Origin of the sequence: Microbispora sp. H10885 (assembly GCF_014161415.1) — a bacterium.
Classification (GTDB): domain Bacteria; phylum Actinomycetota; class Actinomycetes; order Streptosporangiales; family Streptosporangiaceae; genus Microbispora; species Microbispora triticiradicis.
Genome location: NZ_JABBWY010000017.1, coordinates 102,922 through 127,130 on the forward strand (window position 1 = coordinate 102,922; position 24,209 = coordinate 127,130).

The following is a 24,209-nucleotide window of genomic DNA, read 5'->3' on the forward strand; positions in this document are numbered from 1 at the left end:
GGTGCAGGCCCATCCGCATGTGGAGGTCGTTCCGGGCGGCGGGATCCGCCTCCTTCAGGACCTTGGCCATCTCGGCCGGCGATGTCCCGGCGGTGGTCGCCGAGGCTGCCTGCCCACGATCCGAAGACGGCTCAGGTGACGCCGTCCGAGGTCGTTTCGGGTTTCGTGTGGAGGATCTCGCGGGCCTGGTCCGCAGCGCGGGCGATGCTCTCGGAGACGAAGTCGATGAAGCGGGCGATGTTCTCCAGGCGGGCGGCGGCCGGGGTGCCGGGGCCGAGGATGCCGACGCCCTGCCGGGCGACCTCGCCGAGGTGTGCGGTGGCGCGGGCGCTGGCCATCGTGGATTGGTACATGACGTCGTCGTCGACGACGTAGCGTTCGCGGCGGCGTTCGTCGCGTTCCCGGCGGATGAGCCCCTGGCTTTCGAGGAACGTGATCGCTTTGGAGACGGACGCCGGGCTGACCTGGAGGCGCCCGGCGAGTTCGGACGCGGTGAGACTGCCGGTGTCGGCGGTGTAAAGGCCGGCCAGCACCCGGGCCGTCATCTTGGGCAGGCCCGACTGCATGAAGACGGTGGCGAACGTCTCCTCGTACTCGCGCACGGCCTCGGCATCGCGCCCGTGGGCCTGCGGCGGCGTGTTGGGGTCGCGGGGAGCGGCGCGCCTGCGGCGGTGGGCGCGGTGTTCGGTGGCGCGGTGGGCGAGGTCGGCGCGGTAGGCGGTGGGGCCGCCGTTGCGCATCACCTCACGTGTGATCGTCGAGGTCGGACGGTCGAGGCCTCTGGCGATCTCCGCGTAGGCGAGGCCGTCGGCCAGTCCCAGCGCGATCTGCTGGCGTTCCTGCTGGGTGAGTCGGCCTCCCGGCATCGCGGTCTCCTTCGTTGTCTGCGGTGCCTCCAGAATAGCGTTCACTCTCGGTTCATTGCAACGAGCAGAGAGGGTGTTGTTGCGTTAGATTCAAAACCATTGCAACAAAATATCACTCTTCACCTGGGATGATGGCCGTCGTACACAACGAGCTGATTGCCGCATCGGGAAATGCAACGTAGTGTTTCCGCTATCGGAAAGAACGAGCCGCAGGAGAGCACGATGCAGAAGTTCGACACCCCCATCCCGGTGACCGCCGTCCTCGACGTCCCCGCCGGCCGCATCCGGTTCATCGCCGCCGACCGGGCCGACACCGCGGTCGAGGTCCTCCCCGCGAACGCCTCCAAGAGCCGCGATGTGACGGCGGCGGAGCAGACCGAGGTCGTGTACGGCGACGGCGTCCTGCGGATCAAGGCCCCGGAGGCGAAGAACCAGATTCTCGGCCCTTCCGGATCCGTCGAGGTGACCGTCCAGCTGCCCGCCGGCTCCCGCATCGAAGCGAAGGCGGCCCTCGCCGACTTCCGGGGAGTAGGCAGGCTCGGCGACGTCGTCGTCGAGAGCGCGCAGGGCTCGGTCAAGCTCGACGAGGCCGCGAGCGCTCGCCTCACCCTTCAGTCCGGCGACGTCTCGGTCGGCCGCCTGGGCGGCCCCGCGGAGATCAGCACCCTGAAGGGCGACCTCCACATCACCGAGGCCGTGAGCGGCACCGTCACGCTGCGCACCGAGGCCGGTGAGATCTCCGTCGGCGCCGCCCGCGGAGTCTCCGCCGCCCTGGACGCCGGCACCACCTACGGCCGGATCCACAACGCGCTCAGGAACACCGACGGCGCCGACGCCGCCTTGACCATCCACGCGACCACCGCCCACGGCGACATCACCGCCCGCAGCCTGTGAGAGGGGCACCTCTCAGGCGCGACGATCCTGTCCGTTCAAATGAATTCCGTAACAGTTCTCAAGGAGCACGCCACCATGTCCCTCACCCTCACCGACCAGGACCGCCCGGAGCTGCAGAAGGTCATCGAGGAAATGATCGATGCCGGCTTCACCGGGGTGACGATGCGCGTGCACGATGAACGTGGCGAGTGGGTCGGCAGCGCAGGGGTGGCCAAGCTGGGCGAGAACGCCAAGCCGCCGGTCGACGGACATGTCCGGATCGGCAGCAACACCAAGACGTTCACGGCGACCGTGGTGCTGCAACTGGTGGCCGAGGGCAAGGTCGAGCTGGACAGCCCGGTTGCCGACTACCTGCCGGAGTTCGGGCTGGACCGGCGGATCACGGTGCGGATGCTGCTGCAGCACACCAGTGGGGTGTTCAACTTCACCGGCGAGTACTTCGAGGACGGCACGTTCGTGCCGGGGATCCCCGCCACCCCCTCCGGCAAGGAGTGGGTCGACAACCGCTTCACCACCTACCGGCCCGAGGAGCTGGTCCGGCTGGCACTGTCCAAGCCGTCACGGTTCGAGCCCGGCACCGACTGGAGCTACTCCAACACCAACTACGTGCTGGCCCGGCTGCTGATCGAGAGGGTCACCGGCCGCCCGGTCGCCGAGGAGATGCAGCGCCTCATCCTGGGCCCGCTCGGCCTGACCGGCACCGTTCAGCCGAGCACCGAGACCGAGATCCCCGAGCCGCACGCCCACGCCTACTACCGCTACGAGGAGGACGGCCAGACCCATACGGTCGACGTCACCCGCCACAACCCCTCCTGGATCTCCAGCGGCGGTGACATGATCTCCACCACGCGGGACTTGCACACGTTCATCTCCGCGCTGGTGAGCGGCAAGCTCCTGCCGGCCCCTCTGCTGGCCGAGATGTGCACGCCGGAGCCCAAGGTCGGCTACGGCCTGGGGGTGTTCGTGCAGGACGTGGGCGAAAACAGCGGCACCGTCATCACCCACAACGGCGGAGCCGCGGGTCACGCCGCGCTGATGTACAGCACGCCTGACGGCAGCAAGACCCTGACCGCCGCGCTCAACTATGTCGACGACGCCGCACTTTCCCTCGGTGAGGCGTTCCAGAAGGCGACGCAAAGGCTCGTCGAAGAGGTTTTCGGCGGCGGACAGGCCGGGCCGGCTCAGTAAGGGAATGGCGAGCCGTGGGACGTCGATGACGGCTCTGGCCATGTCTCGCCGATCTCGTCGGCAAGGGTGGCGATCTCTTCCCGTGGATCACTCGCCGTACCAGAAGGCGCCCTGGACGAGGATGCCGCACTATGCGAATATACGTTCGATTGATGAAGATCGTCAGAGGAAGCGGGCCCTCCAGTCACGCCAGGGTGCTCGCTTCCCCCCTTCTCATCAGAACGGAGTGCATGTGCGCCCATCGACCTCTGGCCGTGCTCCCCTATCCCGCCGATTAGTCGCCTTGGCCGGATCCCTGCTCGTGATGGCGGGCCTGCTCGCCGCTCAGTCGCCCGCCGCCGCGGCCGCGGACACCGGGGTCGTCGCCGACCTCGGCGTCGCCGCCGGGAGAGGCGGAGACGTGGTGGCCGGCGGCGGCAAGGTCTTCGTCGCAGCCGACGACCGGATCGTGGTCGCGTCCTACGACGGCCGTCCCATCGACACGATCAGCGGCCTGTCCGGCGCCGTCGCCCTGTCCGCACCGGACGGCGCCAGGAAGGTGTACGCGGCGCTGCGCGGTTCGAACGAAGTGATCGAGATCGACCCCGTAGCGGTCGCCATAACCCGGCGTATCGACCTCAGTGCGTACCCGTGCCCGTCGACTCTGACGCAGTCACACGACCGGCTGTGGATCGGATACGGGTGCGGCGAAGCGGGAGAGGGAGGTGTCGTCGGCCTCATCGTGTCGGCGGCGACGCCCACCCCCGTCCGGGTGGGGCCGGGCACGACCCAGCCTCCGCTGGTCGCCGTCGCCGGGGCCACGCTGGTGGCCGGGGAGCCGGGAGTCAGTCCCGCCGTAGTCAGGGTGTACGACGTCAACACCTCCCCGGGCATCCCGCGCGGCGAGATCCGCGGCGACGCGGACGGGCTGCCGCCCCTGCGGGATCTCGCCCTCGCCGAGGACGGGTCGGCGCTGTCGGCGTTGGACGACACCGGCCGGTTCGACGCCTGGGACACGACGACCCTGCTTCACGCCCGTGCCTACGGCGGCAGCGGGTCGAGCGAGTACGGTCTCCCCGCTGCTGTCGCGGCCAGTCCGGACGGCGCGTACGTCGTGGGCGGCTGGAACTCCCCCGCGGGTGACTCGGCGAAGCTCGTGGTGTACGACCCGGCCACGGCGGAGGTGATCTACGAGGCCGACCACCAGGGGAAGGCGTTGGTGGCGGGCAGCATCGCCTTCCACGGCATATACACCTGGGCGGTGCTGAAGGACACCGGCACCGGGCGGATGCACCTCTGGCGGCTGCCGCCTTCGCCCTACCACTCCTCCGCGCTGACCTTGACGGCTCCCTCCGCGGCGACCGCGCTCACGCAGTCGACCTTCAGCGGACGGCTCACGCTGAGCACCGGGTCGCTGCCCGGCGTACAGACGCTCGAGCTGTACCGCCGGCTCCCCGACGGCACCTACAGGCCCTACCAGGAGATCACCACGGCGGCGGACGGAACCTATGAGTTCACCGACACTCCACCGTCCAGCGGGACGTTCCGCTATCAGGTGTACTGGCCCGGCAACTCATGGTTCGACGGTAGCGGCGCCTCGGCGACCGTCACGGTGGCCTTGTACCAGCCGGTGCTCACCGTGACCGGACCGGCGACGGGCGCCGTCGGCGAGCGCCTTGAATTCAACGGAACCTTCGGCGCCGACGGCGTCTCCTTCCCGCGAACGACGATCGTCGTCTCACGCAAGGTCGTCAGCCCGGATGGCACCGTCACCTCGAAAGCCCTGGCAAAGGTGGCTCCCGCCGCCGACGGGTCGTTCGGCTTCGCCGATACGCCGACCACGGCCGGCGAACACGAGTACACCGTCAGGCTGGTTGGGAACTCGGTCATCGAGCCGGCGAACACCAGCCATGTGGTCACCGTCCTCCAACCGGCCACGTAGCATCCCGGCGACCCGGTGACGGCGATCCGAATCGCCGTCACCGACGGTCAAAGCGGTGCCGGCTGCGACGGGGTTCCGGGGGTTCGCAGCGTCGGGGTGAACCAGGTTCTCGCCGGAGGAAGCAGGAGCAGCGTCACGATGAGCGCGGTCCAGGGCGCGGTCAGAACCCACTCGAAAGTGCCTTCGACCAAGAAGTGGACGAAGTCGAGCAGGGGGATGGCGACCTGGACCGCGATGGTGGCGTGACGGATCCGTGGGCGACGGGTGCGCCACTGGTTCGCCAACCAGCCGACGAGGATCGGCGGAAGGTAGAAGGGGGCGTAGAGCAGGTTCTCCAGGACGTCGTTGGAATCGAGAACCAGCTCCAGGATGAGCAGGACGATGCCGAGCAGGGCGAGTGTCGCCTGGAGCCAGATCAGGTTCCGGGCGACCCTTACAGACAGAGGCATGCGGGGGGATCCACTTTCAGCTCTCGGGAACGCGGCGAAGGCGTCCGCGCAGACGGCTCGCCGGACAAATAGTCCCATTTCTATGCGGCAGTTGATCTCGTCCATCTGGGGCCACCTGGTTGTCCACGTGAGCGGGACGGCCGGTCGGATGAGGCGGGTGAGGGCGTGCCACATAGCGGACGCGGGGGATGAAAGTTTCACGACATCTCATCGCAACGGTGCGAACCTGTCGTGGTAAGAGCCCAGGCGGCGCGCCGATGGCACCCGGGCGTCCGAGAGAGGCGATCCACGTGCTTGACGCCGGGACCATCCTTGATTTGACTCCGCACTACCCAGTTAATCATCGAATCGATTCGGACACTCATTAATGTTAGCGCTAACACGCGCCTGGCTAGGCCTGCCGCATCGGTGCCGTCCGGTCATGATTCCTGATTGAGAGAAGAAGGCATGATGCTTTTCGGGAGCCTGAGAAGGGTGCTCACGGCCGGGGCGAGCGCGTTGATCGCCACCGCCTGCCTGACCGGCGTCTCCACGCCGTCGCAGGCTGCGACGCAGGGTCCGTGTGACATCTACGCTGCGGGTGGCACGCCGTGTGTGGCGGCGCACAGCACCACGCGTGCCCTGTACGCGGCCTACAACGGCCCGCTCTACCAAGTCAGGCGCGCCTCGGACAACACCACTCGCGACATCGGCGTGCTGAGCGCGGGCGGAGTCGTCAACGCCGCCACGCAGGACTCGTTCTGCGCCGGCACGAACTGTGTGATCACCATCCTCTACGACCAGTCCGGCCGCAACAACCGCCTCACCCAGGCGCCGCCCGGCTACTGGAAGGGTCCGGCCGCGGGCGGATACGACAACCTCGCCGACGCGAAGGCTGCCCCGATCACCATCGGCGGCCAGAAGGCCTACGGCGTCCGCGTGGAGCCCGGCACCGGCTACCGCAACAACAACACCAACGGTGTGGCGACCGGCGACCAGCCCGAGGGCATCTATGCCGTCGTCGACGGCACGCACTACAACCAGTGGTGTTGCTTCGACTACGGCAACGCCCAGACGGACGGCCAGGCCGACTCCCCCGCCATCATGGAGACCGTCTACTTCGGCGCCAACAAGCAGTGGGGCTACGGGGCCGGGGCCGGTCCCTGGATCATGGCCGACCTGGAGTGGGGACTGTTCTCCGGGGTGAACGCGGGCTACAACAACCTCGCGTCGATCAACCACCGTTTCGTCACGGCCATGGTCAAGGGCGAGCCGAATCACTGGGCCATCCGGGGCGGGAACGCGCAGTCGGGCGGCCTGACGAACTACTTCGACGGACGGCGCCCCAACGGCTACAACCCGATGAAGAAGGAAGGCGCCATCCTGCTCGGCATCGGCGGTGACAACAGCGTCTCCGGCCGCGGCACCTTCTTCGAGGGCGTGTTGACCTCCGGTTATCCGAGCGCCGCCACCGAGGACGCCGTACAGGCGAACATCGCCGCCGCGGGCTACGCGCCGGCTGGCGGCGGAAACCCGCAGCAGGGCGTCCAGATCGTGGGCGGCCAGTCCGGCCGGTGCGTCGATGTGCCGAACTCCAGCACCACCAACGGCACCCAAGTGCAGCTGTGGGACTGCGGGAGCGGCACCAACCAGCGGTGGACGTACACCTCGGGCAAGCAGCTGCAGGTGTTCGGCAACAAGTGCCTGGACGCCTACGGCCAGGGCACCGCCAACGGCACCCAGGTGATCATCTGGGACTGCAACGGACAGGCCAACCAGCAGTGGAACGTCAACTCCAACGGCACGATCACCGGCGTGCAGTCCGGGCTGTGCCTCGACGCCAACGCGGCCGGCACCGCCAACGGCACGAAGCTCATCCTCTGGGCCTGCAACGGCGGAAACAACCAGAAGTGGACCCTGCGCAGCTGATTCCGACCTTCGGCGCATGAGGGCGATCAGGTGAAGCCACGGGCAGAGGTCCGGACACCTGGGTGGGGCCACGGCTCCCCCGGAAACGGTCCTCTGCCCGCACAGGCGACGCTCGGCCGCGGTCATCACCCCAACTCGTCACCAGGAGCTTCGATGAACATGCCGCTGAACCGTCGACGCTTCATCGCCACCACGGCGGCGACCGTCGGCGCCGCCGCGCTTCCTTCGGCGATCTTCTCCAACCGAGCCGCCGCCGCCGTGCCGCCACAGGTGACGCTGCCGCAACGCGGCATCTACGACACGGCCGCGGCCGCGAGTTGGACCGATGCCTTCCTTACCGGCAACGGGGAGTACGGGGCCATGCTCTACGGCGCGCCCACTCTGGAGAAGGTGGTCTTCACGCATCATCGGTTCGTGCTGCCCAACGGCACCCGTAACGTGACTCCGCCGGTTCTGTCGGGCCGGTTGGCGGGGGTCAGGGACAAGGCGCTTGCCGGCGACTTCAACGGTGCCACCGGCGACTTCACGTCCGGATGGTCGCTGCGCTGGACCCAGACCTTCCATCCGGGCTACGAGCTGCGAATCAGCACCCCGGGGATGACGACGGTCGGCAACTACGCCCGGGTCACCGATTTCAGGACCGGTGAGGTCACCTCGTCGTGGACCGACAGCTACGGTGCGTGGACGCGCCGGGCTTTCGCCTCCCGAGCCGACCGGGTGATCGTCCACGAACTCACTCCCGCGCCGGGCCGGACGATCGACACCACGCTGAGCGTCAACACGGCCCTGAGCGGCGTACCAGGGTCCGTCGGCTTCACCACGCTCGCCACGACCGGAAACGGTGAGGGCTACCTGAACCTGCGGGGCACATACCCGGCCGGGCAGGGGGCGTTCGGCTATGAGGGCGTCACCCGGGTGGTCGCGACCGGCGGCTCGGTACGGGTGAGCGGGTCGACCATCGTCGTGGCCGGGGCGACCAAGCTCGTGCTGCTGACCAAACTCGACCGCTACGAGTCGTCCACCGCGTGGGACGCGAAACCCCTGCACACGGCGCTGGCCGCGCTGGCCGCCGACTACACGGCGTTGCTCGCGCGGCACACCGCCCTGCACACCGCGCTGTACGACCGTTCACGCCTCGACCTGAACGTCAGCGCGGCCGATCGGCAACTGCCGACCAGTGAGCTGATCGGCCGGCAGAACTCCAACCGCAACGTCATCGACCTCGCGTTGCTGGAGCGGATGTACGACTCCGGGCGTTATCTGTTCCTCAGTTCCAGCGGCGTCCTGCCACCACGGCTGACCGGCCTGTGGACGGGCGCCTGGGACGCGGCGTGGGCCGGGGACTTCACCACCGACGCCAACGTCAACTTCCAGGTCGCCGGGGGCAACATCCTGTCCCTCACCGAAGCCATGGACGGCTACTTCACCCTGATCCTCGGCCAGATCGACGACTGGCGCACCAACGCGAGAAACCTCTACGGCGCTCGCGGCCTGCTCGCTCCCTCCCGGACCGACGGCGAGTACGGCAAGATGCTGCACTTCGACAGCGGGTTCCCCGGCCACACCTGGATCGGCGGCGCCGACTGGCTGCTCTATCCGCTGCTCGAGTACTACCAGGTCAGCGGTGACGCCACCTTCTACCGCACCAGGCTCGCCCCGGTCCTGATCGAGCTCGCACTGTTCTACGAGGACTTCCTCACTCGCACCGACGCCAACGGCAGGGTCGTCTTCGTGCCGTGCTTCTCCATGGAGAACAGCCCGGGCAACACGGGCAGGCAACTGTCGATCAATGCGACCGGCGAGATCGCCGCGGGCAAGCACGCGCTGCAGGCCGCCATCGACGCCGCCAACTTCCTCGGCACCGAGCAGGGCCCGGGCCAGGGCGTGCAACGCTGGACCGCCCTGCTGGCCAAGATGCCCGATTACCGGATCAACGGAGACGGGGCGCTCGCGGAATGGTCGTGGCCCAGCCTGACCGACCGGTACAACCACCGTCACGTACAGCACATGTACCCGGTCTGGCCGCTGCACGAGATCAACCCCGAGGACAAGCCCGACCTGATCCGCTACGCGAGCCGCGCCCTGGATCTTCGGGGGGACGAGGGAGGGGAGGCCCACGGTGCCATCCACCGCTGCCTCGCCCGAGCCCGGCTCAAGGACGGCGCCGGCGTGTACGGCAACCTGCGGAAGATCCTGGGCAACAACATGGTCTTCCGATCGTTGATGACCTCGCACAACCCGAACCTGTCGATCTACAACGCCGACGCCGCCAATTCGCTGCCCGCGATTCTCGCCGAGGCGTTGATCTACACCAGGCCCGGCGTCCTGGAGTTGCTGCCCGCGCTGCCCGACCAGTTCGCCAAGGGCACGATCACCGGCGTACGCGGCCGCAACCGCATCCGGATCGAGTCGCTCACCTGGGACATCAGCGCCCGGACCGTCACCGCCTCCGTCGTCTCCGACATCACCCAGACCATAACGCTCATCTGCCGGCGCGGGATCGCCTCCTTGACCACCGGTGCGAGCGTCACCGCCTCGCCGTTGGGCAGCCACGCCCGGCAGGTGTCGCTCACCGCGGGTACGACGACCCAGATCACCGTCGAGCTGAGCGCCGGCGGCCCGTCCACGAGCGTCGTCCGCCTGGTCAACCGCAACAGCGGCAAGGTGCTGGACGTCTACGGCGGCTCCACCGCCGACGGCGCGACAATCGTCCAGTGGCCCTGGACCGGCGGGACCAACCAGCAGTGGCGGATGTCGCAGAACTCCGACGGCTCCTTCCGGCTGATCGGTCTCGGCAGCGGCAAGGCTCTCACCAGCCCGAACGCCAACCAGGGCGCCGCGCTCGTCCAGACGACCGACACCAATGGCGCGAACCAGCGGTGGAAACTCGTCCCCGCTGCCACGAGCGGCTACTACCGGCTCGTCAACGTCGGCACCGGACTGTGCGCGGACGTCGAAGCCGGCTCCACAGCCGACGGCGCCCGAGTCATCCAATGGGCCGCCAACAGCGGTACCAACCAGGAATGGCAGCTGGTCACCGTGTGACGGCGTGACCGCGTCGGCGTGGGCCGGGAGCCCGGCGTCAGGTCAAGTGGCAGGCGGAACCGGTGGCCAGGCGTGCGGACTCGCCGCGATCGAGCTGTGGCGGGTGTCTGTGGATCGGGCTGGTCACCGGCCGTCCATTAGCGGTTGCAGTGGCGATCGGGAGGTAACGTAGGGCTTACCGGTGACTCGTCGCCGCCTGACTTGGGCGTATCGACGATTTCTCTCACATCGGGATCGGATACTGCTATGACTGCGCTGTCAGTCACCATCAGGCACGAATCCGCCCACACGATCCTCACCCTCGACGGCGAGCTCGACTTCCTCTCAAGCGTCCGCCTGACCGACGCGGTCGACGCCGCCCTGTACGGCGGTCGGCAGCACCTCCTGGTCGACGTCGCCAGTCTGACGTTCTGCGATTCGTCCGGGCTCTGGGCGTTGCTCAGTGCCAAGCGGACCGTCACCGCCATGGGCGGAAGTCTGGAACTCGTCAACGTTCACGGCATCCTGCGGCGCGTTCTCGACATCACCGGAGCCGCGAAAGCCTTCCCTGCCGCCTCCGGCGGATGACATCAGGCGTCCCCGCTCGCCGAGTCGGACCGTCTTCCCGTAGGGCGCTCGATCTCGGAACCGCTGAGACATCCCATGTACGAGGCGTCCGACGCGGTCTGAAAGTTGCACCACGTAGGGATTTGCCAGAGTGAATCGGCTGTGGTGGAACCGTACAGCCGCAGTGATCCCATCTCCACTCGAAACATGAGCCTTGACAGCAGGGATGCGGGGGCTTACGTGTGGTGTCCGGCCGTACTGTCGAATCGATACGACACTGCCCGTACCAGGAGACAGCGTGCCCCCGTAAAGACGTCGTCGTGGGCGGCGGCCGGATGAGACGCACATCGCACCAGGGATCCACCCGAAAGGATCAGCCATGAAGCGGAGCGGTCCCTCCTCCCGTCCTCGACGTCCGGTAAGCAGGTGGCCGGCTCTGATGGCGGTCTTCCTTGTCGCGATGATCGGGGCTCAGCCGGCTGTGGCGGCACAGCAGTCCGCGCCGTCGGAGTCCACCGCGACGGTTGCCGCCGCTGGGGACATCGACGGCTTCACCGCGGGCAATGCCGCGATCGCCTCGGTCGATCTCGCCGGGACCTGGAGCTTCACCCCGGCGGGCCGGTCGACGACGTCGATCAAGGTGCCCGGAGGTGGCTGGTACAAGCAGGGTTTCACTGATGTGTCCCAGGCGGTGTACTCGCGTACGGTGACGGTGCCGGACTCGGGGCAGCCGCAGTCGACGTGGATCGAGTTCGGCGCCGTGAACCACCAGGCGACCTTGTCGGTGGACGGCCGGGTGGTCGCGACGCAGACCACGGCCTTCACCCCGTCGAAGTTCGACATCAGCGCCTATGCCGCCCCGGGCACCACTCATACCATCACCGTCGACGTGAAGGGCCGCGGCGCGCTGAAGAACCCGGCGAACGGCAAGTACATCGTGCCCGTGGCGGCCGACTGGTCCGAGGCGGTCCCGCAGGGCATCTTCCGCTCCGCGTTCCTGCGGGTGTATCCGGCCGTGTACGTCAGCGACACGTTCATCCGCACGTCGGTCGCGAACCAGACCCTCGGCTACGACGTGTGGGTGACCAACACCTCGAGCAGCGCTCGATCGGTGACGGTGACCGGCGAGCTGTCGTCGGACGGCGGCGGGACGTTCGATTACCCGGCGTTGCCGGCCCGCACCGTGACCGTGGGGGCGCGGTCGACGGCCAAGGTCACGGTCGATTCCGTCGCGTGGAACCTCGGCAGCACCTCGTACTGGTGGCCGAACGTCCCCTACCGGTCGGGGTATCGAGCCCAGCTTCACCGTCTCAAGGTCCGCGCGGCGACCGACGACGGCCGGGCAAGTGACGCGACATACCGGTTCGGGTTCCGTGAGACCACCCAGAACGGCGAGTACTACTACATCAACGGCGTCCGGGTGAACTTCCGCGGCGACAACCTGCAGGGTGCGGACTACGACCGGGTCGACAACGCAGGCAAGGGCGACGCCTACGACACGCTGCCCGGTTTCCTCCCGCCCTCGGCGGGCAACGGCGGCTGGCCGCAGGCCGTGGACAACTATCAGCGGCTCAACTACAACGTGGTGCGCATCCACCAGGAGCCGGCCAGCCCGTACATGCTCGACGTGGCCGACGAGACGGGCCTGATGATCATCGACGAGACCGGCATCCGCGGCAGCGCGCAGGACTTCGTCTCAGGGCACGATCACATGGTCGCTCACGCCCGCGCACTCACGTTGCGGGACCGCAATCATCCCGCCGTCATCCGCTGGAGCCAGGCCAACGAACCGACCTTCGGCAACGACTCCGAGCAGTTCGAGCAGGATCTCTACGCGGCGATGAACGGCAACGACGGCACCCGCCCGGTCAGCCTCGACGCCGCGCCCGGCGCCGACTCACCCAGTCGGTACCCGAACATGAGGTACGCCAACTTCGCGATCTTCGCGCACTACCTCGACGGCGTCGGACAGTACGGTGAGCGGCTGGCTCCCGTGACCGGCCGGCCCGACGGCGAGGGCGAGTACGTCTGGAACAAGTGCAACACCAAGCAGGGCTTCATGTGGTTCGCCACGGCGACGGCCGCCAAGCGTGGCAAGGATGCCGCCGATCTGCGCCCGTACACGCTGTTGTCCGCGTGGGCCGGTTTCGTGCCCGGCGTGCGTACCACGGACTTCGTGCCGGAGGAGGGCGGTCATCCGCTCTACGGTGCGGACAACCTGTCCGATCCCTGGAGCAACCCCCAGGTCCAGCGCGTCCAAGCCGCGTTCAACCCGGTCACGGCGATCGACCTGCCCTACTGGTCGGCGTCCGGGATCTCCGACTCCAACGGCGCCTTCCCGCTGCCGCAGGCCGTGAACACCTACGCCTACAACGCCTCCGTGACACGCAACATCACCGTCTTCAACGACGACCTGCGCGGCACCTCCGTCGGATTCTCCTGGTCGGCACGGCTCGACCGGCCCGACGGCACCGTGATCGCGTCGGGGCAGACCACACTGAACATCCCACTCGGCTCGCGGGTCACCCAGCCGGTCACCTTCACCACACCGGCGAGCGGCTCGCGGGTGTACCTGGTGCTGACGACCACCAAGTCGGGTGCCACGACGTTCACCGACGCGATCGAGTACTTCAATGTCGGATCCGGTTCGAGCGGCCCGGTCTCGGGCGCGGCCTACCGGATCGTCAACCGCAACAGCGGCAAGCCGCTCGCCGTGGCCGGCAACTCCACCGCGGACGGCGCCAAGGCCGTGCAGCAGACCGGCGCCTCCGCGTGGACCGTCACCAGCGGTCAGGGCGGCGCGTACACCCTGCGCTACGTCCCCACCGGCAAGGTCCTCGACGTCAACGGCAGCAGTACGACCCAAGGGCTGCAACTGCAGCAGTGGACCGCCAACGGCGGCACCAACCAGCTGTGGTACCTGCGATCCACCGGCGATGGCTATTACACGATCGTCAGCTACAGCAGCGGGCTGTTGGCGGACGTGTATGGCGCGTCCACCTCCGACGGTGCCCAGGTCGTGCAGTGGACCGCCAACGGCGGCACCAACCAGCAATGGCAGTTGATCCCGGCCTGAGACGACGTTCGCCGGGGAACATGCAGAACATGGGCGCCGCGTCGCGGGAGGTGCGGCGGCTCGCGGAGCGGACGCCACCGTCGCGGGAGCGGTTCGTCGACCTGCTGCGAGCCGTGTCGATCGTCGCGGTGGTCCTCGGGCATTGGCTGGCGACGGTGGTCGGCTACGACGAGCACGGCGAGCTGACCGGCCGGTCGGCGCTGCCGGAGCTGCCGTGGGCGCAGCCGATCACCTGGGTGGTCCAGGTGATGCCCGTGTTCTTCCTCGTCGGCGGGTACGCCAACGCCGTCTCCCTGGCCGCGGAGCGACGCCGCGGAGGGAACGCCACCGAGTGGCTGATCAGGCGGAGCGGCCGGCTGATCCCGCCGACCACGGCCCTGGTGCTGGTGCTGGGAGGCGGCGCGCTGGCGGCGGGCCTGTTCTTCGACGCCGACCCTGCCCGGGTTCGTACGGTGGTCTGGCTGGCCTCGATCCCGTTGTGGTTCCTCGTGGCCTACCTGGTGGTGGTCGTGCTGACCCCGCCGATGCACGCCCTCCATCGCCGGTACGGACTCGCCGTCCCGCCGGTGCTGGTGGGGCTCGTCGCAGCCGGTGATGTGGCCCGTCTCCTCGGCCACGGCTTCTGGGGTAGCGGCAACTTCCTGTTCGGCTGGCTGGCCGTCCACCAGATGGGTTTCGCCTGGCGGGACGGGCTGCCGGCCCGCCCTCGCGTCGCGGTGTCGCTGCTGCTCGGCGGGACCGGCGCGCTGCTCCTGCTCACGCTGGCCGGTCCCTACCCGATCAGCATGATCAATGTGCCCGGCGAGCGGCTGCACAACATGTCCCCGCCCAGCCTGGCCCTGCTCGCGGTCGCCACCGCCCAGCTCGGGGTGGCGCTGCTGCTGCGGGATCGGGGCGAGCGATGGTTACGGCGCGGCGGCAGGTGGACGGCCGTGGTCGCGGTCAACTCGGTGATCATGACGATCTTCCTCTGGCACATCTCCGCCGCGATCCTGCTGGTCGCCGCGCTGCACGTCGCGGGCGTGCTGCCGACTCCGCAGGCCGGATCGGCCGCGTGGCTGGCCTGGCGGATCCCGTTGCTGGTCCTGTTCGGCGCCGCTCTCACGCCACTCGTCGCGATCTTCGGCCCGATCGAGGTGCGCGGCGCCCTGCGGCTCCGCCGGATCTCGCTCCCGACGCCGGCCGTCCTGGCCCGCATGGCGTCCTGCCGGGTCTTCCGGCCGTGGCTGGCCGTCGCGGGATTCGCAGGAGTCGCCTTCGCCCTGCTCGCCAACAGCCTGTGGCCCGGCACCGCTCCGACCGGGTCGGGAATGCCGGCGGTCGCGCTGGTCACCTACCTCGCCTGCGCGGCGGTCCTGCGCCTGCTGCGCTCGACTCCTCCTGCCACGGAGGCCGGACCGCGCCACGGGTGACGCCGAATCCGGCAGCCGGCACGACGGCGTGGCGTCTCATGCCGCCCTGGAAACCTGGTCGCCATGTGTCCCGTCCGCGCTCGGCACGGAGGGAGGCAGGGCCTGTTCGCACCAGATGGTCTTGCCACAAGCCGACTGTCTCGTGCCCCAGCTCTGCGTGAGCTGTGCGACCAGCAGCAGTCCACGGCCTCCCTCGTCGAAGACGCGGGCCCGCCGCAGATGCGGTGCGGTGTTGCTGCCGTCCGAGACCTCGCAGATCAGCGTGCGGTCGCGGATCAGCCGCAGCTGGATCGGCCCGGTCCCGTGGCGCATGGCGTTGGTGACCAGCTCGCTCACCACGAGCCCGGTGACGAACTCCATCTCGGCCAGTCCCCATACGAGGAGCTGGTCGATGGCGAGCTTCCGGGTGTGCGTGACCACGGCCGGGTCGGCGGGGACGTCCCACGTCACGATCTGGTCCGGGGAGAGGGCCGCGGTGCGGGCCAGGAGAAGGGCCGCGTCGTCGGCCGCGCGGCCGCCGAGCAGGGCGCCGGTCACGGTGTCGCAGGTGTCCTCAAGCGATGCGGTCGGCAGCGCCAGGGCGCAGCGCAGTTCGGCGAGGCCCTGGTCGATGTCCCGGTCGCGGGACTCGATCAGGCCGTCGGTGAACAGGGCGATGACGGTGCCCGCGGTCAGGCGCAGCTCGGTGGTTTCGAAGGGCAGGCCGCCGACGCCGAGAGGAGGGCCGACCGGCCCGCTCACCAGTTCCGTGGCGCCGTCGGGAGCGACCAGGACGGGCAGTGGGTGACCGGCGGTGGCGATGGTGCAACAGCGCGAGACGGGGTCGTAGACGGCGTACAGGCACGTGGCTCCCAGCTCGGCGAACGCGGCTGGGTCGCCTTCCGCCGTGCCGGGCTGTTCCTCGCCGGTGAGGTGGATGACCAGGTCGTCCAGGTGCGTGAGGAGCTCGTCGGGCGGCAGGTCGACGTCGGCCAGGGTGCGTACGGCGGTGCGCAGCCGGCCCATGGTCGCGGCGGCGTGGATGCCGTGGCCGACGACGTCTCCGACGACGAGGGCGACCCGGCAGCCGGACAGCGGGATCACGTCGAACCAGTCGCCGCCCACCCCGGTCTGCGCGCCCGCCGGCAGATAACGGGAGGCGATCTCCACCGCCGGCTGCACGGGCAGCCGCTGGGGCAGCAGACTGCGTTGCAGGGTGAGCGCGGTGTTGCGTTCGTGGGTGTAACGGCGGGCGTTGTCGATGACGACGCCGGCCTTGGCGGCCAGCTCCGCCGCGTAGGACAGGTCCTCCTCGTCGAAGCGCCCGGGCGGCCGCGAGCGCCAGAAGCTGACCACGCCCATCCGCATCCCCCGGCCACGCAGCGGAGTCGTGATCAGGGAATGGATGCCCTGGTCCAGGATCCGGGCGGCCTCTTCCGGCTTCTGGGACCGCCACGCGGTGGAGGCCCGCAGATCGGGCTCGATCACGGGGAGGTCACAGTCGAGACTGCGGGCCTGAGGCGTGGGCGGGGCCCACGTGATCGGCACGCCGGGCGGGTGGAACGACCCGGTGTTCCCGATGCCTCCGATCGCCACCCGGCACAGCGTCTCGCCCTCGTCCGGGTGGTGGTCATCGCCTTGTACGACGGCCAACACCAGGTCGACCGTGACGAAGTCGGCGAACTCGGGGACCGCCACCTCCACCAGTTCCTCCGCCGTCCGCCGCACATCGAGGGTGGTGCCCACCGCCGTGCTGGCGTCGTACAGCAGTTTGAGGCGTCTGTGCGCCATCTCTGTCAGCTTGCGGCTCTCCTCCAGCGAGTGCCCCATGCTGTTGAACGCGACTTCGAGCTCACCGATCTCGCCCGCACCGGTTTCGGGCATGCGCGCCGTGAGGTCTCCGTCGGCGAGCCGGGAGGCGACGGCGGCCGCTTTTCGCACCGGCCGGACGATCGACCGGATCAGGTAGGTGTCGAAGGCGAGGATGAGCAGGATCGATCCCACCACACCGATCGACGCCACCGCGGTGGCCCGGACGGCGGCTTCGGCGGCGCGTGCCTGTCGCGACGCGAGAAGTTGATCCTCGAAATTCACGAACTGCTGGAACTGGCCCCTGATCGCGTCGACGCGGCGCTTTCCGTCCTGCGTCACCGCCACGGTGTGCACGGATGCCGGATCCCGCCGCGCGGCCTCCACGGTCGGAACCGAATAGTCATGGATATAGGCCTCGATGGATTGCCTGATCCGGCGCGCCCGCTCTCCCTGCGTGGGGGTGCCCGCGGTCGCGAGACGCTCCAGGGTGGCCGCCTGCTCGGGGATGGCGGCACGGGCCTGCCTCCATGGTTGCAGGAAGCTCTCCTCCCCTGCGATGACGAACCCCCGCTGGCCGGTCTCGAGGTCGATGACGAGCCTCTGGAGGTGGTTCGCGCTCGTCAGCACATGCCTGGAGTGGTTCGTCAGATCCACCGCCTCACGAAGACCCACGATCGCCGGCAGGAGGAACGCGAAGGCGCCGCTGATGAGGCCCAGGAGCAGCACGCTCACCATGATCGTGCGCCGGGTCAGTCCGCCTTCCCCCGCAACCCGTCGCGTGCGACGCGAACCGCTTACCCCCATGGCATGCCTTCTGACCAGCGGCAATCTCGTCTACTTCGTCATCTTACGACTGCGGCCCTTTCGCTCCCGGAAGGGAGCGGCGCCGTCCCCGGGCAGACGAACGAGCGGGTCCGGCCGGGCGAGGTGCTCCGGCCGGACCCGCTCGGTCCGGTTGTTCGGTTCTCAGGTCAGGCGGTCACGGGCTGGAGCAGGTGACGGAGGGGGTGGCCGCGCTGCCGTTGGCGGTGAAGCCCAGGGTGGTGGAGGCACCCGAGGCGATGGAGCCGTTGTAGGGCGCGTTGCGGACCGTCACGCTGGAGCCGGACACGCTCTGCTGGCCGTTCCACAGGCTGCTGATGCTCTGCCCGCCGGGCCAGGTCCACTTCACGGTCCAGCCGTTGACCGGCGCGCTGCCCGCCTGCACGGTCACCTCGGACTGGAACCCGCCGGGCCAGGAGTTCACCGTACGCATCGTCGCGCTGCATCCGCCCGGCTCCGTCGACGGCGACTGCGACGGCGACTGGGACGGCGACTGGGACGGCGACTGCGACGGCGACTGCGACGGCGACTGGCTGGGGCTCTCCGAAGGACTCGCGCTGGGGCTCACCGGCGGGGAGGGCGAGACGGGCGGGGCGGCGTTGAGGGCGTTGAGGACCGAGGTGTAGGCGGCCTTCTTGTTGCCGCTGGTGTCGAACAGCAGCGGGCTGGTGTTCGCGCCGAGCCAGGAGTCGCTGTCACGGACGCCCCACACGGTGATGCCGACACACCGCGACACGGCCAGGCAGTCGTTGGTCACGTTGGCGTAGGTCTGGGCCGAGCCGCCCTGGATGTCCAGCTCGGTGATCGCCACGTCGACGCCGAGGGCGGCGAAGCTGGAGATCGTGGTGCGGTAGTTGCTGTTGTAGGCGCTCTGGCTGTTGAAGTGCGACTGCAGGCCGACGCAGTCGATCGGCACACCGCGCTGCTTGAAGTCCTTGACCATGTTGTAGACGCCCTGCGTCTTGGCCCAGGACCAGTTGTCGATGTTGTAGTCGTTGTAGCAGAGCTTGGCGGCCGGGTCGGCGTTCCGCGCGGTGCGGAAGGCCACCTCGATCCAGTCGTTTCCGGTCCGCTGCAGGTTGGAGTTGCGCCGCCCGCCGTTGCTGTCGTCGAAGGCCTCGTTGACGACGTCCCAGTAGGCGATCTTGCCCTTGTAGTGGGACATGACCCCGTTGATGTGGTCGATCATCGCCTGCCGCAGCGAGCTGCCCTCCAGCGACTGCATCCAGCCCGGCTGCTGCTGGTGCCAGGCCAGCGTGTGCCCGCGCACGCGCTTGCCGTTCTGCACCGCCCAGTTGTAGACCCGGTCACCGGCGGAGAAGTTGAACTGCCCGCGGTTCGGCTCGGTCGCGTCGATCTTCATCTCGTTCTCGGCGGTCACCATGTTGAACTCACGGTTCGCGATGGTCGTGTACTGCGAGTCGCCGAGCTTGCCCGAGGCGATCGCGGTGCCGAAGTAACGGCCGCTCTGCGCCGCCGCCGCGCCCAGCGTGCTGGCCGCCGCGTCGGCGGGGGCCGAAGCCGCCGCGAACGCCGTGACCGCGCCGAGCACACCGAGAGCACCGACGGCCAGAGCCCGCCGCATCCCCGTGAAGGGCTGCCGGGTTCCAGGCCGGGAATTGGCGCGTACGCCCATGCCTGAGCCTCCATAACTGAAACGGGAAGGGAGTACTGCGGCGACATGCCGCGCGGGATGGACGCGGGCCCCATCACTGGGAACGCACACCCGTCAGGCGTCGCGAAACGGCGGCCCCCTGCCTGCGCACCACCACCGGACAGGAGGGCCGCCTCGGGACCTCAGTGTGGAAACCACGCCGAAACATGTCAAGACTGGGGTGAAACTTTCGGAGGCGGGCCGTCGTCAGGCTGGCGTCCTACCCCCGTATATGGCCTGCCCAGGGCCCTGGAAATTTTCGAGCCGGCCAGCCCGCCAGAAGGGCGGTAATGGCTGAAATTTACATCATCGCCCAGCGCGAGACGTGCGCTCCGGCGGCCTCGGCGAGGTCTTCCCGATCAGTCCGCCCACGACAAGCGAAGGCCTCCGGTACGGCGGCGTGCGCCGTGCCGGAGGCCTTCTTTCACCACCAGGAGAGGAGGAGAGTCAGCGGATGGACTCGCCTAGCTGTTCCAGGTCCACTTCTGGTTGTTGCCGCCGTGGCAGGAGTACAGCTGGAGCTTGGTGCCGTTGCCGGTGCCGGCTCCGACGGCGTCGAGGCACAGGTTGGACTGGACGCCCTGGATGCTGCCGTCGGAGTTCACCCGCCACTTCTGGTTGTCCCCGCCCCAGCAGGAGTAGATCTGGATGGCGGCGCCGTTGCCCGTGCCGGCCGCGTCCAGGCACTTGTTGCCGTAGACCCGGATCTCACCGGAGGACGTGGACGACCAGGTCTGGTTGCTCTGACCGTTGCAGTCGTACAGCTGCACCTGCGTGCCGTCGTTCTGGCTGGCGTTGGGCACGTCGATGCAGCGGCCGGAGGCCACGCCCCGGATCGCCCCGTTGCCGCCACTGGTCGGGCTCACCGTCGGAGTCGCGCTGGGGCTCCCCGAAGGACTCGCGCTGGGGCTCACCGGCGGCGTGGGCGAGACGGTGGGGGCGGAGTTGAGGGCGTTGAGGACCGAGGTGTAGGCGGCCTTCTTGTTGCCGTTGCCGTCGAACAGCAGCGGGCTGGTGTTCGCGCCGAGCCAGGAGTCGCTGTCACGGACGCCCCACACGGTGATGCCGACGCACCGCGACACCGCGAGACAGTCGTTGACCACGCTCTGGTAGGTCTGCGCCGAGCCGCCCTGGATGTCCAGCTCGGTGATCGCCACGTCGACGCCGAGCGCGGCGAAGCTGGAGATCGTGGTGCGGTAGTTGCTGTTGTACGGGCTGTTGCTGTTGAAGTGCGACTGCAGGCCGACGCAGTCGATCGGCACGCCACGCTGCTTGAAGTCCTTGACCATGTTGTAGACGCCCTGCGTCTTGGCCCAGGACCAGTTGTCGATGTTGTAGTCGTTGTAGCAGAGCTTGGCGGCCGGGTCGGCGTTCCGCGCGGTGCGGAAGGCCACCTCGATCCAGTCGTTGCCCGTCCGCTGCAGGTTGGAGTCGCGCCGGCCACCGGAGTTGCCGTCGGCGAACGCCTCGTTGACGACGTCCCAGTAGGCGATCTTGCCCTTGTAGTGGGCCATGACCCCGTTGATGTGGTCGATCATCGCCTGCCGCAGGCTGCTGCCCGACAGCGACTGCATCCAGCCCGGCTGCTGGGAGTACCAGGCCAGCGTGTGACCACGGACCCGCTTGCCGTTCTGCACCGCCCAGTTGTAGACCCGGTCACCGGCGGAGAAGTTGAACTGCCCGCGGTTCGGCTCGGTCGCGTCGATCTTCATCTCGTTCTCGGCGGTCACCATGTTGAACTCACGGTTCGCGATGGTCGTGTACTGCGAGTCGCCGAGCTTGCCCGAGGCGATCGCGGTGCCGAAGTAACGGCCGCTCTGCGCCGCCGCCGCGCCCAGCGTGCTGGCCGCCGCGTCGGCGGGGGCCGAAGCCGCCGCGAACGCCGTGACCGCGCCGAGCACACCGAGAGCACCGACGGCCAGAACCCGGCGCAGCCCTGTGAAGGACTGCCGGGTTCCAGGCCGGGAATTGGGGCGTTCGCCCATGCCTGAGCCTCCATAACTGGAACGGGAAGGGAAAGAGGCGAGTAGAGTCGCGAATCGACGCCGCGCTCCATCGATCGGGAGCGCACACCACCGGGGGCGTCGCGGACGGCCTCCCGCCTGTGCACCACCATCAGGCAGGAGATCGCCTCGGGGACTCAGTGTGGAAACCCCGCCGAAACATGTCAAGACTTTAGTGAAACTTTCGGAACGACCGGCCCTCGCCCGGCGGTGTCGCACCCCGCCGGCATCCGCCCCGGTCTCCCGAAACGTCTCGGCGGGCCGTCGCCTCCGGCCCGGCCGGAATGCCTGAAAGTTTCATCACACATCCCCTGCGTACCGGTGAGACGTACGACATAAGACCTGCTGGGCCCGTGCCCGGTCGTCGCACGCCCGTACGCGAGACTGCGGGTCCTTGACTCCGTCTCGCCACCTCGGCTTTGCTCCGCCCCACCACCACTTAGTGCACCGAAGGGAGAAGGGAGCCTGGAGCCCCAGGTAGTTGTTAACGTTAACAGCATCTCGTCTTGAAAGCGCACCACGCGGCCCGAGCGACGCGAGACCCCGGATGGACACACCACCTCCCTCCGCGGCCTCCCCTCGCCGTCGCTTTCGATGGGAGGTCGCCCGTACAGAGCGGGAGGAGCCGGATCGGCCGGCCCGTGACTCCTCGCAGCGGTGCGGCCCGTACGACGGGCCGGCCCGGCCACCCCGATCATGTTCCGCCGCAGAGCCACCACTTCACGGCGTTCGCCCCCTGAGAAAGCTGGGTACAAAAATGTTAGCGATAACAGAAATAATCCATCGTCCGCGCTGGTCGCGTGCGCGGAAGTCGCTGGGCCGATGGCTGGCCGTACCGCTCCTGACCGTGGCCATGGCGGCGTCGGGCGCGGTGCTGGGGGCGGGCGCCGCGAGCGCGGAGTCCAACGGCGGGGTTCGGGTGATGCCGCTGGGCGACTCGATCACCGAGGGCACCCAGGTGCCGGGCGGCTACCGGATCGGGCTGTGGCAGCGCCTGGCCGCCGGCCGCTACACCGTGGACTTCGTCGGCTCGCAGTACAACGGGCCGGGCAACCTGGGCGACCACGACCACGAGGGCCACCCCGGGTGGCGGATCGACCAGATCGACGCCAACATCACCGGTTGGCTGCGCAGCTACACCCCCCGCACGGTGCTGCTGCACATCGGCACCAACGACGTGCTGCAGAACTACAACGTCTCCTCGGCCCCCCAGCGGCTGTCCACCCTGATCGACCACATCACCTCGGCCGCGCCCAACGCCGAGGTGTTCGTCGCCACGATCATCCCGCTGTCGAACTCCGGCCAGGAGTCGGCCGCCCGCACCTTCAACGCCGCCGTCCCCGGCATCGTGCAGTCGAAGGTCAACAGCGGCAAGCACGTCCACCTGGTCGACATGCACAGCAAGCTCACCACCGGCGACCTCATCGACGGCATCCACCCCACCGCGAACGGCTACGACAAGATGGCCGCCGCCTGGTACGCCGCCCTCCAGTCGGTCCCGGGCAGCCTCGGCCAGGGGTCCAGCCCGAGCCCCAGCGTGACCCCCAGCGCCAGCCCGAGCACCAGCCCCAGTGCCGGTCCCAGTGCGATCAAGGGAGTCGCTTCGGGCAGGTGCGTGGACGTCCCCAACGCGTCGCAGACCAGCGGCACCCAGGTGCAGATCTGGGACTGCAACGGACAGTCCAACCAGAGCTGGACTCCCACCAGCTCCGGCGAACTGCGCGTGTACGGCAACAAGTGCCTCGACGTGGCCAACATGAGCACCGCCGACGGCGCCGCGGTGCAGATCTGGGACTGCAACGGACAGAACAACCAGAAGTGGCGCTTCAACAGTGACGGCAGCATCACCGCGGTCGGAGCCAACAAGTGCCTCGACGCACCCAACTACTCCACCGCCAACGGCGTGAAGCTCCAGATCTGGTCCTGCAACGGGCAGAGCAACCAGCGCTGGACCCGCGTCTGATCGAGGACCCCGCCGGGGCGGCCGGACCGGCCGCCCCGGCGTAGGCCCGCCCCTCAGCGGCCCCCGCAGGCGCCGCCCCGGCATGTCCCCAGCGGTCCCCCTCCACCCCAAGCGCCCTGATCACGAATAGCGCCCGGCCTCCGGCACCGCCGCCCGGACGCCGCGCCGACGGGTCACCACTTCGACAACGAAAGGACTTCGCGTGAAACGAAGGCTCAGATCCCTGCTGGCCGCCGCCTCGTTGCCCCTGGTACTCGTCGGCATGCTGCTGGCCGCCCACCCCGCCGCGGCCGCCACGCTGACCCGCATCACCGGGTTCGGCACCAACCCGACCAACCTCAACATGTACCTCTACGTCCCCGACCGGGTCGCCGCCCGCCCCGCCCTGCTCGTCCTGGTCCACTACTGCAGCGGCTCGGCCAGCGGCATCTTCAACGGCAACGGCCACGACTACGTCACCGCCGCCGACCGCTACGGCTACATCATCGTGGTCCCCGAGGCCACCCGCAGCGGATCCTGCTTCGACGTCTCCACCCCCGCCGCGCTGCGCCGCGACGGCGGCAGCGACTCCACCGGCATCATGGCCATGGTCAACTACACCCGCCAGCGCTACAACGTCGACCCCGGCCGCATCGTGGTCAGCGGCTTCTCCTCCGGCGCCATGATGACCA

At 68.7% G+C, this 24,209-nt stretch carries 15 protein-coding genes; 10 read left to right on the forward strand and 5 right to left on the reverse strand.

Annotated elements, in window-relative coordinates:
- Positions 1 to 131: 131 nt before the first annotated feature.
- Positions 132 to 866, reverse strand: coding sequence for a GbsR/MarR family transcriptional regulator (locus HHX37_RS33840; protein WP_111697849.1), 735 nt, complete (start codon positions 864 to 866; stop codon positions 132 to 134).
- Positions 867 to 1,088: 222 nt separating this feature from the next.
- On the opposite strand from HHX37_RS33840, the gene HHX37_RS33845 reads away from it, so the two are divergent.
- The 3 genes from HHX37_RS33845 to HHX37_RS33855 all read left to right on the forward strand — a co-directional run bounded on the left by HHX37_RS33845 (position 1,089) and on the right by HHX37_RS33855 (position 4,869).
- Positions 1,089 to 1,760 (forward strand): DUF4097 family beta strand repeat-containing protein, encoded by a 672-nt coding sequence (locus tag HHX37_RS33845; RefSeq protein ID WP_182887993.1) that lies wholly within the window; start codon positions 1,089 to 1,091, stop codon positions 1,758 to 1,760.
- Between the two features lie 75 nt (positions 1,761 to 1,835).
- Complete coding sequence (locus HHX37_RS33850; RefSeq protein ID WP_182887994.1) at positions 1,836 to 2,948, forward strand: serine hydrolase domain-containing protein; 1,113 nt, start codon at positions 1,836 to 1,838, stop codon at positions 2,946 to 2,948.
- 283 nt (positions 2,949 to 3,231) lie between these two features.
- Positions 3,232 to 4,869, forward strand: coding sequence for a hypothetical protein (locus HHX37_RS33855; RefSeq protein WP_182887995.1), 1,638 nt, complete (start codon positions 3,232 to 3,234; stop codon positions 4,867 to 4,869).
- Positions 4,870 to 4,916: 47 nt separating this feature from the next.
- On the opposite strand, the gene HHX37_RS33860 is transcribed toward HHX37_RS33855, so the two are convergent.
- The gene (locus HHX37_RS33860; RefSeq protein ID WP_182887996.1) at positions 4,917 to 5,318 is read right to left on the reverse strand and encodes a hypothetical protein; all 402 of its coding nucleotides are present in this window, start codon (positions 5,316 to 5,318) and stop codon (positions 4,917 to 4,919) included.
- Positions 5,319 to 5,765: 447 nt separating this feature from the next.
- On the opposite strand from HHX37_RS33860, the gene HHX37_RS37410 reads away from it, so the two are divergent.
- The 5 genes from HHX37_RS37410 to HHX37_RS33885 all read left to right on the forward strand — a co-directional run bounded on the left by HHX37_RS37410 (position 5,766) and on the right by HHX37_RS33885 (position 15,305).
- A complete protein-coding gene (locus HHX37_RS37410; RefSeq protein ID WP_182887997.1) occupies positions 5,766 to 7,226 on the forward strand; it encodes an arabinofuranosidase catalytic domain-containing protein in 1,461 nt (486 codons plus the stop codon).
- Between the two features lie 153 nt (positions 7,227 to 7,379).
- On the forward strand, positions 7,380 to 10,271 hold the full coding sequence (locus tag HHX37_RS33870; protein ID WP_182887998.1) for a glycosyl hydrolase family 95 catalytic domain-containing protein: 2,892 nt from the start codon (positions 7,380 to 7,382) through the stop codon (positions 10,269 to 10,271).
- Positions 10,272 to 10,517: 246 nt separating this feature from the next.
- On the forward strand, positions 10,518 to 10,838 hold the full coding sequence (locus HHX37_RS33875; protein ID WP_182887999.1) for an STAS domain-containing protein: 321 nt from the start codon (positions 10,518 to 10,520) through the stop codon (positions 10,836 to 10,838).
- A 418-nt stretch (positions 10,839 to 11,256) separates the two neighbouring features.
- Positions 11,257 to 13,893 (forward strand): RICIN domain-containing protein, encoded by a 2,637-nt coding sequence (locus HHX37_RS33880; protein WP_220503371.1) that lies wholly within the window; start codon positions 11,257 to 11,259, stop codon positions 13,891 to 13,893.
- A 29-nt stretch (positions 13,894 to 13,922) separates the two neighbouring features.
- Positions 13,923 to 15,305 (forward strand): acyltransferase family protein, encoded by a 1,383-nt coding sequence (locus tag HHX37_RS33885; RefSeq protein ID WP_182888001.1) that lies wholly within the window; start codon positions 13,923 to 13,925, stop codon positions 15,303 to 15,305.
- Positions 15,306 to 15,341: 36 nt separating this feature from the next.
- Here the strand turns inward: HHX37_RS33885 and HHX37_RS33890 are convergent, their stop codons facing one another.
- The 3 genes from HHX37_RS33890 to HHX37_RS33900 form a co-directional block, all read right to left on the reverse strand.
- A complete protein-coding gene (locus HHX37_RS33890; RefSeq protein ID WP_182888002.1) occupies positions 15,342 to 17,822 on the reverse strand; it encodes a SpoIIE family protein phosphatase in 2,481 nt (826 codons plus the stop codon).
- Between the two features lie 253 nt (positions 17,823 to 18,075).
- A complete protein-coding gene (locus HHX37_RS33895; RefSeq protein WP_259406948.1) occupies positions 18,076 to 19,554 on the reverse strand; it encodes an endo-1,4-beta-xylanase in 1,479 nt (492 codons plus the stop codon).
- A gap of 482 nt (positions 19,555 to 20,036) precedes the next feature.
- Positions 20,037 to 21,557 (reverse strand): endo-1,4-beta-xylanase, encoded by a 1,521-nt coding sequence (locus HHX37_RS33900; protein ID WP_182888003.1) that lies wholly within the window; start codon positions 21,555 to 21,557, stop codon positions 20,037 to 20,039.
- A gap of 871 nt (positions 21,558 to 22,428) precedes the next feature.
- Here HHX37_RS33900 and HHX37_RS33905 point away from each other — a divergent pair.
- Both HHX37_RS33905 and HHX37_RS33910 read left to right on the forward strand, forming a co-directional pair.
- Positions 22,429 to 23,538: a lectin gene (locus HHX37_RS33905; protein ID WP_182882579.1), complete on the forward strand. Its 1,110-nt coding sequence runs from the start codon at positions 22,429 to 22,431 to the stop codon at positions 23,536 to 23,538.
- A 202-nt stretch (positions 23,539 to 23,740) separates the two neighbouring features.
- Positions 23,741 to 24,209: alpha/beta hydrolase family esterase (locus tag HHX37_RS33910; RefSeq protein WP_310740664.1), on the forward strand; the 469-nt coding region annotated here is incomplete at its 3' end.

Bases quoted from the DNA above. Each gene is read 5' to 3' on its own strand.
- HHX37_RS33840 (WP_111697849.1), bottom strand. From the start codon at position 866: ATGCCGGGAGGCCGACTCACCCAGCAGGAACGCCAGCAGATCGCGCTG.
- HHX37_RS33845 (WP_182887993.1), top strand. From the start codon at position 1,089: ATGCAGAAGTTCGACACCCCCATCCCGGTGACCGCCGTCCTCGACGTC.
- HHX37_RS33850 (WP_182887994.1), top strand. From the start codon at position 1,836: ATGTCCCTCACCCTCACCGACCAGGACCGCCCGGAGCTGCAGAAGGTC.
- HHX37_RS33860 (WP_182887996.1), bottom strand. From the start codon at position 5,318: ATGCCTCTGTCTGTAAGGGTCGCCCGGAACCTGATCTGGCTCCAGGCG.
- HHX37_RS37410 (WP_182887997.1), top strand. From the start codon at position 5,766: ATGATGCTTTTCGGGAGCCTGAGAAGGGTGCTCACGGCCGGGGCGAGC.
- HHX37_RS33870 (WP_182887998.1), top strand. From the start codon at position 7,380: ATGAACATGCCGCTGAACCGTCGACGCTTCATCGCCACCACGGCGGCG.
- HHX37_RS33875 (WP_182887999.1), top strand. From the start codon at position 10,518: ATGACTGCGCTGTCAGTCACCATCAGGCACGAATCCGCCCACACGATC.
- HHX37_RS33880 (WP_220503371.1), top strand. From the start codon at position 11,257: ATGGCGGTCTTCCTTGTCGCGATGATCGGGGCTCAGCCGGCTGTGGCG.
- HHX37_RS33885 (WP_182888001.1), top strand. From the start codon at position 13,923: ATGGGCGCCGCGTCGCGGGAGGTGCGGCGGCTCGCGGAGCGGACGCCA.
- HHX37_RS33895 (WP_259406948.1), bottom strand. From the start codon at position 19,554: ATGGGCGTACGCGCCAATTCCCGGCCTGGAACCCGGCAGCCCTTCACG.
- HHX37_RS33900 (WP_182888003.1), bottom strand. From the start codon at position 21,557: ATGGGCGAACGCCCCAATTCCCGGCCTGGAACCCGGCAGTCCTTCACA.
- HHX37_RS33905 (WP_182882579.1), top strand. From the start codon at position 22,429: ATGGCGGCGTCGGGCGCGGTGCTGGGGGCGGGCGCCGCGAGCGCGGAG.